The following is a 14,735-nucleotide window of genomic DNA, read 5'->3' as shown; positions in this document are numbered from 1 at the left end:
AGGCTTTTTAGTTTGCGTTTTCAACAGCTAAAGTCATTGCTTTAGCGCTTAAAGTCATGCTATAATTGAAAAGATTATTATAAATAAGCTGTTTGCGCAGCTATTTTCAAAAAGAAAATAAACGAAAGAATATAAGAGATGAGTATTTTAGAAGTTAAACATTTAAGCCATGGTTTTGGGGAGCGTACGATTTTTGAAGATGTGTCTTTCCGTCTGTTGAAAGGAGAGCATATCGGTCTTGTCGGGGCAAACGGTGAAGGAAAATCAACTTTCATGAGTATCGTAACTGGACATTTGCAACCTGATGAAGGAAAAGTTGAGTGGTCAAAATACGTCACTGCTGGTTACTTGGACCAACACACTGTACTTGAAGCTGGAATGACAGTACGTGATGTCTTACGTACAGCTTTTGATGAGCTTTTCAAAACAGAAGCACGTATCAATGACATTTACATGTCTATGGCTGATGAAGGCGCAGATATGGATGCTCTGATGGAAGAAGTAGGAGAGTTGCAAGATCGTCTAGAATCACGCGATTTTTACACTTTGGACGCTAAAATTGATGAAGTTGCACGCGCTCTTGGTGTTATGGATTTTGGCATGGAGTCTGACGTCACAGAACTATCTGGTGGTCAACGTACTAAAGTTCTTTTAGCAAAACTTTTGCTTGAAAAACCTGATATTTTGCTTCTTGACGAACCAACAAACTACCTTGATGCTGAACACATTGAATGGTTGAAACGTTACCTTCAAAACTATGAAAATGCCTTCGTTTTGATTTCACACGATATTCCATTCTTAAATGACGTGATTAATATTGTTTATCACGTGGAAAATCACGATTTGGTTCGTTACACTGGTGACTATGATAACTTCCAAGCTGTTTATGCTATGAAAAAAGCACAGCTTGAAGCTGCTTACGAACGTCAACAAAAAGAAATTGCTGACTTGCAAGACTTTGTTAATCGTAACAAAGCGCGTGTTGCCACACGTAATATGGCTATGTCACGTCAGAAAAAATTGGACAAGATGGACCGCATTGAGTTGCAAGCTGAAAAACCAAAACCATCCTTTGAATTCAAAGAATCACGTACACCAAGTCGCTTTATCTTCCAAACACAAGACTTGGAAATTGGTTACGATCGTCCATTGACAAAACCACTTAACCTAACTTTTGAACGTAATCAGAAAGTTGCCATCATTGGTGCCAACGGTATTGGTAAAACAACACTTCTTAAGAGCTTACTAGGAATCATTCCGCCAATTTCAGGAAGTGTTGAACGTGGTGATTACATTGAACTTGGCTACTTTGAACAAGAAGTCGCTGCTGGTAATCGTCAAACACCGCTTGAAGCTGTCTGGGATGCCTTTCCTGCATTGAACCAAGCAGAAGTTCGTGCTGCTCTTGCTCGCTGTGGTTTGACATCAAAACATATCGAAAGTCAAATTCAAGTACTTTCTGGTGGAGAACAAGCAAAAGTGCGTTTTTGCCTGCTTATGAACCGCGAAAACAACGTGCTAGTACTTGACGAACCAACCAACCACTTAGACGTTGATGCTAAAGAAGAATTGAAACGTGCTCTTAAAGCCTACAAGGGTAGCGTCCTAATGGTTTGCCACGAGCCTGATTTCTATGAAGGTTGGACAGAAGTTTGGGATTTTAACGAACTAATGTAAGATAAAAACAAGAGTCTTGTTAAAAGGCTCTTGTTTTTTACCGTTCACGACAAAAAAACAACCATTTACGACATTTGCGTCTATTAACAAAAAAATCTGGTATACTAATTTCGTACAATTCCATGCCTAGTAAGTATGGATTTTGAAGGAAAGGAAAAATGTTATTTTTTAGTTTTATCAGTATTTTAATACTATGTGTTTGTATTGTCCAAATGACAGATTGGTCCGCTGATACCAAATATTGTATTCAAAAACTATTAGTCATTACTATTTTGACACGCCTAGTAGTGGCACTCATTTTTTAGTTATAAGGAAGTTAAAGGAGAAGTATGAAAGCAATTTATAAAGAAAAAGTGGCTGATGTTTGGAAAATCAGTAAAGAAAATGTTGAAAGCTATCCAAATTGGGTAAAGGAAGCTTTCGATAAGAATTATTTGTATTGGTTAGACAATCATTTACGTATTTTAATGGCAGGATTAAATCCTTCTACAGCAAGAAACCTTAAACTTGGTGCAGTTGGAAGTCTTGGCGGAGGCTTTGCTGGTTATGGCATGTATCAGATTGGCTATTTAGGAGATTATCTTGATTGCACCAACCATCGTATTATTTCTGAGAAGAGATTTCATAAGGAGTATCAGGTTATTGAAAAATAAACTCAAAGATTTTATTCTGAAAAAGCGTAAATTAGTAACCATACTTTGGATATCTTGGTGCTTATTTATTTTAATAATCACCTATTTAGATCCGCATAGAACACCATATTGGCATTTTTTGCCTTATTATTTTTTGATGCTGAGTATTCCAATACTATTTTTGCATCAAAAAAATTAACCCCATGTTTATGAAACACGGGGTTCTTTTTAATCACGATACTTAATCATAGCTTCACAACGTTCAACAAGAAGTGAAAAGCAATTATCATCATCTTTGTTTTGATAAAGACCAGCTTTAGTTTGAAAAGCAAATTTTTCTGAAGTAATCATTTTTGATGTTTCTTGATAAAGTTGCCATTTTTCTTTATGACTTGAAAGAGCGATAAGTGCCTCAAGAACAAGTACAATAGACGAAATAATCACAGTCAAAAGTTTAAAACAAGGAATAGGTAAGCTTGCTAAAATCGGAATTAGGGCAAGTGCAATGATTTGAATAACCTTAAATACAATAAACCATGCACGATGGAATTTTGCTTTTTTGCTATAAGTATCGATAGCTTTTTCTAAACGTTCTGTTACATATGTTTCTACTGACATTTCGTTATAATCAATCATATAATCTCCTTGTGGGTAAGCCTTTTCGTATTCGATATCATTGTATCGCCTTAAGATATGATAGTCAAGAATGGAGTAGTACTGTAAGTTCTCGGCTTTTTCCCATAATAAAAAGACTTATGATATAATATTACGTGATAGATTTTCACAATTATGAATAGAAAATAATAGTCAAATCCTAAATATAGATTCGTTAATCAAGGAGAGAAAATTTATGGCAACTATTCAATGGTTGAATGGGAGCCATATGGAATTGCAAAATCAAAAAATAGGAAATATAGCCCAAAAGCCTTGACTTATCAGGGCTTTTACTATTTATTCTTTGGTAAGTTATTTTAGTGTTAAGCAATAATACGCAAAAATAATCAATTTTTGGTGCTTAGAATTTCACGAGAACATTTTAATAAGTGTTCTTTTTTATTTTCAGGAGGAAAATCATGCAAAAGTAAGAACAGTCATCACAGCAAATCGTGCTATGTTATCTCATGACTATCATGAGGATTGATATTAAAGAAGCGAATCAATTGGTTGCTGACATGGAAAAAGAAGGACTCATTCAATTTGATGAGTTGGGAAATGTTGGCTTGTTAGTGTTGGAGGGACAATTATGAAACGTATCACCGCAAATCACTATCAAACGTCAGAACGTTACTATAAGCTCTCAAAACTCTTGTTTGAGAGCGAGGCTATATGGATATGAAATTAGAGGTTAAAGTAGCTTATGCCGTTCTAAAAGACCGTTTGGAATTATCTCTGAGTAAAGGTTGGATAGATGATGATGGAGCTATTTATTTAGTTTATTCCAACTCCAAACTCATAGCACTGCTTGGCTGTTCCAAATCCAAGTTGCTTACTATCAAGAAAACGTTAAGAGAATATGGCTTGATAGATGAAGTCCAACAATATTCGAGTGAAAAAGGAGAACCGGCTAATAAGATTTACTTGGGGAAGTTGGAACATGAACCTACCTCAGTCGCAAATACGGACGGGGGTGTTCCAAAAATACTAGGGGGTCTCAAAATGAGACGAGGCCAGTCTTAAATTCAGCCACTAGTGAGAATGATAAGAGTGAGACTAAAGAGAGTGAGTCAGTCTTTGAAGACGAGGAGGAGAAAGAAAGTCAAGCAAGTAAGAAAAATGACAATGACTATTTTCAACGTAAAGTGGACCGAGTCACAAGATACGACAGAGATTATATTTGGGGCTTGGTACATGACCAGTTGAGACAAGTTGGTCCATCACGTGCCGCTAGTGATTATGACATGGTTTATTTTGATTATCGTTATAAGTACGCTTTAGAGAATATGAGGTTTGCGGATAAATCAGAAACGATAGCGGAGTACGTCTTTAATGGCGTCTTATCCGAATGGACCAAGGTCCAACGCTTAAAAGAACTAAAAGGGGGTGAGTAAGATGTTTTGGTGGATATCATCAAGTAATGAGATTAAGGCATATCTTTCATCGACAAATCCTGAGTAATTGACTGCAATACCCCGAACGGCTCCTGACGTGTATTTTTTACGAAAAAGCGTTAGCACGGTATCGGTAAGCAGTCGTGTATGATTAGTAGGTTCTATCTTCATTTGAGCGTTAATTGGCTGTTTCATTTCTGTTTTAGAGTAGGTCACAAAGATGGAAACAATAGTAGCTTTCTGATGTTCTCTCCTCATTCGGATGGCAACTTGTTCAGCCATTTCACTAAGAACAATCTCAATATCACGCTGCTTGACATAGTCACGAGGTAGCACCTGAGAGTTGCCAAGCCCGTGTGATTTTGGTTTATAGGGTTGATGAACATTACTCTCGTCAACACCATTAGCATGAAACCACAACTGGAGTCCAACCTTCCCAAATTCTTTTTTCAATCGATCAGGATTGCTATTTGCTAGTTCCTTGATAGAGGTAATCCCTAGTTTGTGAAGGCGTTTTTCTGTTCTGGAACCAATACCCCAAAAATCAGTTAGGTTAGGAATTGACCAAACTTTTGTTTCTATATCTTCGCAGGACCAATTTGCACGCATACTAGGTGTTCGTTTGGCTTCATTGTCTAGAGCAAGTTTGGCCAATAATGGGTTAGCATTACTCATACCAATGGTAGAATAGATACCAGTCTTTTGCCAGATGTCATGTTGTAGTTTGGCAGAGACAACATCTAATTTTGCTTTTCTATCCATCTGTTTATCACTTACAAAGTAATTGAGTGAGGAGGTTAAATCAATAAACCCTTCATCAATGAAGTAGGGGAGAATATCTTCAGGAGCCGCATAATCTTGGAAAATATGTTGAATGTCAATACTTTTTTCGATGTAGCAATCCATACGTGGTGGAACAATAAGCGTTCGCTTAGCCCAATGTTCAATATAGATAGGAAATATAGTGCGGTGATATGTCTAAGCCTTGACGTTTAGCATTATAGTAGTCAAATTTTCTTGTGCGGATGTCAAAAGGTAAATCGTAGGCACGTCCAATATTATTTTTTCCAAAAACTCTTTTGAACATGGGAGAAGAGGCTAAAATTAAGCCTCCAGCGTTATCTGCTCGACTCATGACACAGAGAGAGGTATGGAGGGGATTCAATCCTCTATCCACACATTCAACTGAAGCATAGAACGATTTCATGTCAACGAAAGCTATATCAGACTGAGGTTCTTTTGAATAATCGATATAGCCCATCATCTTATCCTCTTTTAAGCATTTCTAATTCTTCCATCAGTTCCTGAATATGATCAGTAATGTCATACTCTTTGAGGTAGGGGGTAAAATAGATACGATTGTCTTTGAGATAAATCATTTCATTAACATTAACTGTCATTCTTAGGCTCCTATAACTGGCATAAAGTGACTTACAACAAGCCCTACGATACGAGGATTGTCTTCAATAAGGAATCCATTTATCAGAGTAGTTACCGTTGAGAGATACCATTCTAAAGCCATTTTCTTCTCGATAAAGTTTTTTGATATAGACGGAGTCATTCCAGGATAGGGCATAGACGGTCTCTGTCTCGTATTCCTCAAAGAGCGATTCCCCAAGACCAGCAGAAAGAGAAACATCAGATAAGACTTCAACTGCAAAAAGAGGAATTACTTTCTCTTGTGATTGTTGTTTTTGAAGTAACTCATCAGCATACTCATCAACCTTTCCTTGATTTTCCGTAGACGTAGAGAGTTGGAGATAGGTATTCACAATCTTGTATTCCGATTCAAAATAGGTTGTTGGAACGTCAAGTATTCTTGCAAGGGCAGAAAGATTTTTTTGATTAGAAACAGATTTACCAGTCTCCCATTTATTGTATGAAGCTCTATTGATTTTTAAAAGATTAACTAGCTCAGATTGAGAATAGTGTTTTTCTATTCTACATTCTTTTAGACGGCTACCAGAAAATTTAAGTTAAAACTCCTGTTGCTTTATTATGCAACAATTATATCAAAAATTTTTAAAATGCAAGAAAAGAGATACTGTTATCAATAAAGTTATAATTTAATATATAATTTAAGTATCTTATTGACAATAATACAAAAAATATATATAATTGGTATAAAAGAAGGTGGTTGACATGCTTTGTTAATTTTTTTAGTCTTATGTTATATGGATTAAGAAGGGAGAAATAATTATGAGTAAACAAATGAAAGCTTTATAAAAAGAACTTCAAGGTAATATGGAAATTGTAGGCGAATTTTTTGATAACCCTGAGGCGGTTGTTGAACAGTTTGGGATTGTTGGGAAGGAGAAAGCTGCTCTATTGGCACGTGACTTAAATTCTTTGGATGAATTTGCATTATCAATTCAGAATAGTGTTGTGACACCATCAGGAGCTCATAGTAGTACTTGTATTGTTAGACCTGATCCACAAGTAGCCTAGTGTATATATTTTCAAAAGTCTGGAAAAACTTAATTTAATTCTTCTTTTGAAAAATGAATATTCTAAAAAGGCATAGAATCAACGTTTTTAATAACGTTTTTCATGCCTTTTATTGTATTCTGATATTTTATAACACTCTCTTATTTAGAAGGAGATTTTATTTATGGAAAAAAATTATTGTATTGATAGAGAGATCTCTTTTGAATTATCCTCTATGTTGATGAATTTTATCAAAATATATAAGGAAGTTGGTATGTCAGATTATGCAACCTATTCTTTATATCAGTTTATTTTGGAGTCATATCAAGTACCAAGAAAAAATAGATATAGCATTAAACTATTAGCGAGTATTTTAAAGGAAAATCATATAAAGGTCTCATTAATAATAAATACATATTATCATGTACTAAATTGCCTAGCATTGAACGACGGATTGGAAATCTATGGGGACGGTTTTTTAATATGACATATTCTAATTATAAGAAATATCTCGAATTCGAATCAGAACATCAGAAATGCTATGAGAATCTATTGAATCAATATTGTTCACTATCTAATTCTGAAGATAATCATTGGGCCTATAATATGGTTAGGGAGGTTAAATTAGAAAAAGGAATAAAAATCCATTTAAGTGCGCATGTACTAAATGCTGTAATAATTGCGAAAATGTTCTTTAATTTTATTGAAACATATAATCTTAAAATTAATTTTAAAATACTGGCTAATCTAAAAGAATTAGCATTACAAAATTCGAGTATTTATGGATATTCGCAAGTTGGTAAATTTATTACAATCTATCCGAATAATGATGAAGAATTAATTTTTTTACTTAATAAATTGGAAAACTTATATAGAGGGATTAAGGGAGTTGATATTCCATCAGATTTTAGATATCAGCTAAGCGAAGTAGTCTTTTATAGATATGGTGAGTTTATAAAAAAAGATGATTTTATTGATAAACGAGATAGAAAATTTCCAACTGATGTGGAGATACCAATTGAAGATTATTTTAGAGAACGATTTGACGTAATACCGACTAAATATATTATTTTAGAAATAATAAACAGAAATGCCAAAGGAGGTGTTTACAAAGTACTAAATACTGAAAGCAACCGTATTTCTGTATTAAAGGAAGCAAAAAATTTATCTTTATTAGATTTTACCAATAAAGATGGTATTAGCAGGTTAATGTCTGAGAGAAGTATATTAAGAGATATTGAAAAAGAGAATTTTTCTCCTAAGGTTTTTGGAGATTTCTATGTCAAAAATTCTTATTTTGTTGAAGAAGAATACATAGAAGGAGTACCTTTAATTAATTATAAAGAATTACAGACAAATTATTCTTGGTTTTTGAATTTAATTGATAATTTAGAGTTGTTAAATAAGAAATATAACTACACTTATCGAGATTTGTCATTTAATAATATAATAGTAAGTAAAGAAAAAAAAGTATATGTAATTGATTTTGAACATGCTTTAAGTAAAACTGAATTTGAGAATGAAGAGAGAGTATCACTATTTGGTACTCCAGGCTTTTATGAAACTAATTTAGATCTATCTGAAAAACAGGCTGAAGATATCTTGGGTATAGTTTATTTGCTTTTTTGGAGTCAAAATTTAAAGGAATATAGACATTTCTTAAATTTAGATTATATTGCAGCTATGGAATATATAATGACATTTGAAAAGGATAGGTACAATAAAATTAGTAGTAAGGAAAGATTTTATCCAATCTATAAAAAGGCATTTAATCATGAATATAGAGATTTTTCAGAATTAAAATCTGAATTTATTCAAATTTTGGAAGGTTGAATTAGATAATGAATGAAATTTTAAAAATTGATAATCTATCAGTATCATATGGAAGTAAAAAAGCTCTCCAAGACATTTCCTTAACAGTGAATAAAGGAGAATTTATAGGTTTACTAGGATCGAATGGAGCTGGGAAGTCTACTTTGATTAATTCTATTACAGGATTACAAAAAAATGTGAGTGGTTCAATACTCTTTAATACAGAAGCATTTAATACAGAACTACAACCGTTTGCCTGTTTGGGTTTTACACCTCAAACTTCAGTTATGGATTATTATACTACTGTTTGGGATAATGTCATGTTAGGACTAAATCTTGCAGGAAAAAGAGGAGAAGAAGCAGTAACATTATGTAATTCTGCATTAGAGATCGTTGGATTATCAGATAAGGCTAATGAATTAGTTGAATCACTTTCCGGAGGTCAATTGCAGCGTGTCCAAATCGCAAGAGCTATAGCACATAAACCATATATATATATATTAGATGAGCCTACTGTTGGTCTTGATGCTGAATCCTCAGAACGTTTTTTAAGTTATCTAAAAGGTGAATCTGAAAGAGGAAAGACTATTATAATTTCATCACATGATATTCAGTTGTTAGAAATGTTTTGTGAAAAAATTTTGTTTTTACAAAGTGGCAAATTATTATTTTGGGGTAATTTAGAAGATTTTATTGGTAAAACTGCACAAGTAATAGAGTTCACAGTAAAGAATAAAATATCAGATTCTAAGCTTATTTGGCTAAAGAGCTTTAATTTTCAAATAGAAATACTTAACTCAAAAAGTTTTAAGGTACATTTTTCAAATAATGAAGATATAATATTAATCATACAGAAGATATTGAAGGAATTTGATATTAAAGATATTAAGATCAAAGATAAGCAGCTTAGAGAAAGTTATTTGAACAGAGTAAGAGAGGAAGTACATGATTGAAGCAAGGAACTTAAGACATAATTCAAATTTAGGATTATATGGTGGTAAAATAGTTGCTAAAAATGAATTAGTTGCTTTTTTTCGTAGTAAGGGAGTCTTGACTTCTCAATTAATCCAACCAATTTTGTATGTTGTATTTGTTGTTGTTGGGCTTAATGATTCGATACACTCTGTAAATTTCAGAGGAGTCAATGTAACTTATGCTGAATATACTATCTTAGGCATTATTGGTTTACTAATAATTGGACAAATGACTCAAGTTATTTATAGGGTAACAATTGATAAAAAGTATGGACTACTTGCATTAAAACTTTGTAGCGGAGTAAAACCTTTTTTTTACATTTTGGGAATGAGTGTTTTTCCAATTTTGGGCTTGCTGGTACAGGAGGTAGTTATTTTTGGAATTGCAATTTTATTTGGAATTCAACTAGTAGTTTCTAAGTATTTAATAGTTATTATTCTTTCTATTTTAATTCTATTATTCTGGAATTCTATAGGAATATTGATTACAATGTTTATTAACGATTACAGAAGAAGAGATATAGTTATTCGATTTCTTCTAACTCCATTAGGGTTTTCAGCACCAGTTTTTTATATAATGGATTCAGCACCAGAAGTAATTAGATTGTTTGGAAAAATAAATCCTTTAACATATCAATTAGAAATAATCAGAGATGTATACTTCAACAACATATATTTTGGAGTAATTGGAATTCTTCTAACATCTGTAGTAGCTATAGTAGTCGCAATACTTGTAATTCCAAGAATAAATCTGATTCTTATCGAAAGATAGTGCTATTATTGATAAGAATAACTGGAGTTCTGCTCTCTAACAAATATTTTACTTGTTAATTATAAATACGAAAAAAGAATATAAATCTCAGAATGATTAGAGGTTTCTATTCTTTTTTTACATCATGAATTGAGAAATTAAATTGTTAACATTTGTGATAACTTTTCTAAATCATCCCTGTTATCCTTATATCATTCCTAAGAAAATCAAATTCTGATTTTTTACTGGGGGTTGGGGGCGAAGCCACCAAGTTATCTTATCGTTGGCTGTCAAAACAGAAAGGTTTTGGTCGGCTGGCGATATGATTTTTTGGGTATTGTGACCACAATGCCTGAGCTCGCAAAGACCGAACAAGGACTTTAAGAAATTTCTCGTATGACACACGGGGTCGGGGTTTATCCGAGAAAGGATGAAAGTGAGGGAAAGAGATGTCTGAACAGTACCGTGACATTCGAAAAGAGGTAAATCTAACCACAGATGAGTTAAAACAGATTGAAAAAATGATGGAGGTTGATAATTATCGTCACTTTTCACCATTCGTCAGGGATAAAATTTTGATGACTGATGACAAACAGTTAGCTGCCAAAGAATGGTTTTCCCTTTGGCAGTCTCAAAAGTTTGAACAGATCAGTCGAGATGTGCATGAAGTTCTAGTTGTCGCAAGAGAGAATCATCAAGTGACTCAAGAGCACGTGTCAATCTTATTGACCTGCGTTCAAGAATTGATTGCGGAAGTCAATCAAGTGCAGCCACTCAGTCGTGGGTTTCGTGAAAAATACATGAGATAGGAGGCTACTATGGTTTATCGTTATCGTACCAATCTCAAAAAAGTATTTCTAACAGATTCAGAGTTACATCAATTGAATGAGCGAATCGACAAGAGTCACTGTCAAAATTTTTCAGTCTATGCCAGAAAAGTGTTGCTGAATCCCAATATGTCATTTGTCACCATTAATACGGATACCTATGACCAGTTAGTATTTGAATTGAGACGGATCGGAAATAACATTAATCAAATTGCGCGTGCTATCAATCAGAGCTATCTGATTTCTCAGGAACAGTTACAAGAATTGAGTAAGGGAGTTAGTGAGTTGATTACTGGAGTAGAGAAAGAATTTCAAGTGGAAGTGAAAAGACTGAAGGAGTTTCATGGTAGTCACTAAGCATTTTGCAACGCATGGTAAAAAATATCGTAGGCGTCTGATTAAGTATATCCTCAATCCTGATAAAACAGACAAGTTGAAATTGGTATCTGATTTTGGCATGAGCAATTACTTAGACTTTCCCAGCTATGAAAGAAATGGTTGACATGTACAATGTCAATTTTACCAATAACGACAAGTTGTACAAATCTAGAAATGACCGACAAGAAAAACACCAACAAAATATTCATGCCCATCACCTCATTCAATCATTTTTTCCTGAAGATAATCTGACACCTGAAGAAATTAACCGCATTGGTTACGAGACTGTGATAGAATTGACAGTAACAGGAGGCCGTTTTCGTTTTATCGTGGCAACTCATACAGACAAAAATCATGTTCATAATCACATCCTAATCAACGCCATTGACCGTAATTCAGATAAAAAGTTGATATGGAATTATGCCTTGGAACGAAACCTTCGTATGATTTCAGACCGCATTTCTAAGATTGCTGGAGCGAAAATTATTGAAAAACGTTTCTCCTACCGTGACTATCAAAAATATAGGCAGTCTAGTCATAAATTTGAATTGAAACAACGTCTTTATTTTTTGATGTAGCAGTCAAAGTCCTTTGATGATTTTTTGGGAAAAGCAGAGCAGTTACATGTTCATATTGATTTTAATCAGAAGCATAGTCGATTCATGATGACAGATAGAACTATGACAAAGCCAATTCGAGGACGCCAACTCAGTAAACGAGAGTTATATGATGAAGAATTTTTTCGTACACATTTTACCAAGCAAGAGATTGGGGAAGCCTTTGAGACATTTAAGGAAAAACGTGATGTCATTCATGAATTTGAGGTGGAACTTACAGAACATCAAATTGAGAAATTAGTTGATGAGGGCGTCTATATCAAGGTGTCTTTCGGTGTCCAACAGAGCGGTCTTATTTTCATTTCCAATTATCAATTAGATATTCTAGCAGAAGAGAATCAGACAAAATATAAAGTCTATATCTGTGAGACAACCTCATACTTTGTCTATAACAAAGAACATTCGGATAAATCAGTATATAAAAGGACGAACCTTGATTAGACAACTAAGCAACGATAGTCAAGTAATACCATACAGAAGACCAACAGTTGAAAGTTTACAGAAAAAGATTACTGAGATTAACCTCTTGGTTGAGTTAACTGAGACAGACAAAAAATACCAGGACGTTAAAGACGGTCTGGTTGCAGAAATAGCAAAGCTAGATATCAAACTGAATCAAACCAATGAAAAAATCACCACCTTAAACAAGATGGCGGAAGTGCTTGTCAATCTGAAGAGTGATAAGCATGAGAGCAGAAAATTAGCAAAGTATGATTTTGCTAGACTGAATATGACGGAATCAATAACATTGGATAAGCTCAATAAAGATATTTTAAAATTACAACAGAAACTTAGTAATGATATTGACGAATATGAGCGACTAGCTAAAAGATTAGAAACATTTGTAAAAATCCTAAATAATAATAGAGACAATCATAAAAAATTACAAGATTTTACGAAATTTGTTGAGTAAATGAAATATACGCTGTAGTAGTGAAAGTTATCCAGTCTAAAATATCAGGACATGATGGAAACATCATTATCATAGTTTGTATTTTAATAACAATGTATCTATTATTTGAATAATTTTTTTGAAGTGGTAAAATAAACTATTATAATGAACTAGGAAAGGAAAATTTATGGGAATCTTACTAGCTTCTAGAATAAAAAATAGAAGAAAAGAATTAAAAATGTCACAGAAAGAATTAGCTGATGGGATATGCAAGCAAGGTCAAATTAGTAGATTAGAGAATGGAGAATATACTCCAGGGTCGGAATTATTATATCAGTTAGCTAAAAAACTTAATGTGAGTATGGATTATTTTTTTGATGAACATATTTCAGATGAAAGTGTCGAACTTATTGAGTTTAAAAAAATATCTAAAAACTTTATCAATCATAGAAATTATGAATCCTTAAAATATATTTATGAACTTGAGAAAGGAAAGTCACATCGTTTGTCTCTATCAGATAAAATATATTTGGAGTGGGTTGGTTCCCTTGTTGATTTCTATTTTTTTCAAAAAAGAGAGGAAGCAATGGAAAATTTGGAGGAAATTTTGAAATCACTTACTAAGATAGATATTAACTATCTACAAATTTCAAATACTCTATTTAATTTTTATTATGATACGGAAAACTTAGATAAATTTGATAGAATTAAGGAAGATTTAAATGAACAGATAATGAAACTTAGTTTAGATAAAATAGAGGAATTAGAACTTTCTATAAAATTCAACTATAATCTAAGTAGATACTACTGGCTACAAAAAAATATAGACTTAGCCATTAAGCAAGTAACTGCTACAATTAGGCTATGTCAAGAGTATCGCACATCATATCTATTAGCAGATTTATTTTTGCTATTAGGAAATTTAAGCCTAAATTTTTCTGAAAAAAAGACTGTTAAAAGTTACTTTGAGATTGCACATTTTTTGTATAAGTATATCGAGGATAATAATGAGATGGCACTTACAGTAGAACACTATATCGCAGACAAATTTCAAGATTAAATATTAGGACGATGTTTTTAAACATCGTTTTTGTTATGGATTCAAGCTAGTTTTTCATTGCGTGAAAAACAAATAAACCACCAGTTAAGCTGGTGGCTAACAGGTCTTTGAGCTTCCATTTATTTTTCCTGTATAATCTAAGTGTTCAGGTCAGAAAAGGAGGAAAAATAAATGGCAAAAACCAGTTACAGTTTATCACATACGAAATGGATGTGCTCTATCATATTGTTTTTACTCCTAAATATCGCAGTAAGGCGATAATACTACAAGGTTAGGTTAGATTTAATAGAAGTCATGTGACAACTTTGTAAGTATAAAGGAGTAGAAATTTTGGAAGGACATATGATGCCTGATCATGTTCATATATTAGTACTCATTCCTCCAAAACTTGCGATTTCAGATTTTATGGGATATTTAAAAAGTAAAAGTGCTTTGATGATATTTGATAAGCACGCAAATTTAAAATATAAATACGGAAATCGTAAGTTTTGGGCTAGGGGATATTACGTAAGTACTGTTGGACTAAACGAACAAACTGTAGCGAAGTATATTCGCGAACAGGAGAAAGATGACATAGCTTTGGATAAGTTAGTAGTTACAATTTAGAAGTGCCATATTATGACAATTTTCCGGCTTTTTT

At 33.2% G+C, this 14,735-nt stretch carries 12 protein-coding genes and 5 pseudogenes; 13 read left to right on the top strand and 4 right to left on the bottom strand.

Features of this window, described 5'->3' with window-relative positions:
- Nucleotides 1-138: 138 nt before the first annotated feature.
- Nucleotides 139-1,677, top strand: coding sequence for an ABC-F family ATP-binding cassette domain-containing protein (locus GPZ88_RS09050; RefSeq protein ID WP_074560162.1), 1,539 nt, complete (start codon nucleotides 139-141; stop codon nucleotides 1,675-1,677).
- A 329-nt stretch (nucleotides 1,678-2,006) separates the two neighbouring features.
- Complete coding sequence (locus tag GPZ88_RS09045) at nucleotides 2,007-2,330, top strand: hypothetical protein (protein WP_074480596.1); 324 nt, start codon at nucleotides 2,007-2,009, stop codon at nucleotides 2,328-2,330.
- 207 nt (nucleotides 2,331-2,537) lie between these two features.
- On the opposite strand, the gene GPZ88_RS09040 is transcribed toward GPZ88_RS09045, so the two are convergent.
- Nucleotides 2,538-2,945, bottom strand: coding sequence for a DUF4231 domain-containing protein (locus GPZ88_RS09040; protein ID WP_024344079.1), 408 nt, complete (start codon nucleotides 2,943-2,945; stop codon nucleotides 2,538-2,540).
- Between the two features lie 607 nt (nucleotides 2,946-3,552).
- On the opposite strand from GPZ88_RS09040, the pseudogene GPZ88_RS09035 reads away from it, so the two are divergent.
- Nucleotides 3,553-4,357: pseudogene (locus tag GPZ88_RS09035) on the top strand (replication initiator protein A).
- A gap of 12 nt (nucleotides 4,358-4,369) precedes the next feature.
- On the opposite strand, the pseudogene GPZ88_RS09030 reads toward GPZ88_RS09035, so the two are convergent.
- The 3 genes and pseudogenes from GPZ88_RS09030 to GPZ88_RS09025 all read right to left on the bottom strand — a co-directional run.
- Nucleotides 4,370-5,618, bottom strand: a pseudogene (locus GPZ88_RS09030) (Y-family DNA polymerase); the annotation flags it as partial.
- 4 nt (nucleotides 5,619-5,622) lie between these two features.
- Entirely contained in the window at nucleotides 5,623-5,757 is a 135-nt protein-coding gene (locus GPZ88_RS10405; RefSeq protein ID WP_014294857.1) for a hypothetical protein, read from the bottom strand.
- A 2-nt stretch (nucleotides 5,758-5,759) separates the two neighbouring features.
- Nucleotides 5,760-6,297, bottom strand: a pseudogene (locus tag GPZ88_RS09025) (XRE family transcriptional regulator).
- A 304-nt stretch (nucleotides 6,298-6,601) separates the two neighbouring features.
- Here GPZ88_RS09025 and GPZ88_RS09020 point away from each other — a divergent pair.
- The 10 genes and pseudogenes from GPZ88_RS09020 (at nucleotide 6,602) to tnpA (ending at nucleotide 14,701) form a co-directional block, all read left to right on the top strand.
- Nucleotides 6,602-6,805 (top strand): hypothetical protein, encoded by a 204-nt coding sequence (locus GPZ88_RS09020; RefSeq protein WP_238385853.1) that lies wholly within the window; start codon nucleotides 6,602-6,604, stop codon nucleotides 6,803-6,805.
- 163 nt (nucleotides 6,806-6,968) lie between these two features.
- Nucleotides 6,969-7,271, top strand: a complete 303-nt coding sequence (locus GPZ88_RS09015; RefSeq protein ID WP_166044172.1) for a hypothetical protein — start codon at nucleotides 6,969-6,971, stop codon at nucleotides 7,269-7,271.
- 65 nt (nucleotides 7,272-7,336) lie between these two features.
- Nucleotides 7,337-8,617 (top strand): class III lanthionine synthetase LanKC N-terminal domain-containing protein, encoded by a 1,281-nt coding sequence (locus tag GPZ88_RS09010; protein ID WP_240915085.1) that lies wholly within the window; start codon nucleotides 7,337-7,339, stop codon nucleotides 8,615-8,617.
- Nucleotides 8,618-8,625: 8 nt separating this feature from the next.
- Nucleotides 8,626-9,549 carry an ABC transporter ATP-binding protein gene (locus GPZ88_RS09005; protein ID WP_157629027.1) on the top strand — a complete coding sequence of 308 codons (924 nt, stop codon included), beginning with the start codon at nucleotides 8,626-8,628 and terminating at the stop codon, nucleotides 9,547-9,549.
- A complete protein-coding gene (locus GPZ88_RS09000) occupies nucleotides 9,542-10,342 on the top strand; it encodes an ABC transporter permease (protein ID WP_157629026.1) in 801 nt (266 codons plus the stop codon). The genes GPZ88_RS09005 and GPZ88_RS09000 overlap by 8 nt, the downstream gene beginning before the upstream one ends.
- A 428-nt stretch (nucleotides 10,343-10,770) precedes the next feature.
- The gene (locus GPZ88_RS08995) at nucleotides 10,771-11,130 is read left to right on the top strand and encodes an SAG1252 family conjugative relaxosome accessory protein (protein WP_157629025.1); all 360 of its coding nucleotides are present in this window, start codon (nucleotides 10,771-10,773) and stop codon (nucleotides 11,128-11,130) included.
- A 9-nt stretch (nucleotides 11,131-11,139) separates the two neighbouring features.
- The gene (gene mobC / locus GPZ88_RS08990; protein WP_157629024.1) at nucleotides 11,140-11,505 is read left to right on the top strand and encodes a plasmid mobilization relaxosome protein MobC; all 366 of its coding nucleotides are present in this window, start codon (nucleotides 11,140-11,142) and stop codon (nucleotides 11,503-11,505) included.
- Nucleotides 11,492-13,056 (top strand): annotated as a pseudogene (locus GPZ88_RS10300) (helical hairpin domain-containing protein). Before mobC ends, GPZ88_RS10300 begins: the two are co-directional and overlap by 14 nt.
- 166 nt (nucleotides 13,057-13,222) lie before the next feature.
- A complete protein-coding gene (locus GPZ88_RS08975; RefSeq protein ID WP_157629023.1) occupies nucleotides 13,223-14,095 on the top strand; it encodes a helix-turn-helix domain-containing protein in 873 nt (290 codons plus the stop codon).
- A 171-nt stretch (nucleotides 14,096-14,266) separates the two neighbouring features.
- Nucleotides 14,267-14,701: pseudogene (gene tnpA, locus GPZ88_RS08970) on the top strand (IS200/IS605 family transposase).
- The last annotated feature ends 34 nt before the right edge of the window (nucleotides 14,702-14,735 follow it).

Source organism: Streptococcus ruminicola (assembly GCF_011387195.1).
In the GTDB taxonomy this organism is placed as follows: domain Bacteria; phylum Bacillota; class Bacilli; order Lactobacillales; family Streptococcaceae; genus Streptococcus; species Streptococcus ruminicola.
This window is presented reverse-complemented; position numbering and strand designations above follow the sequence as displayed.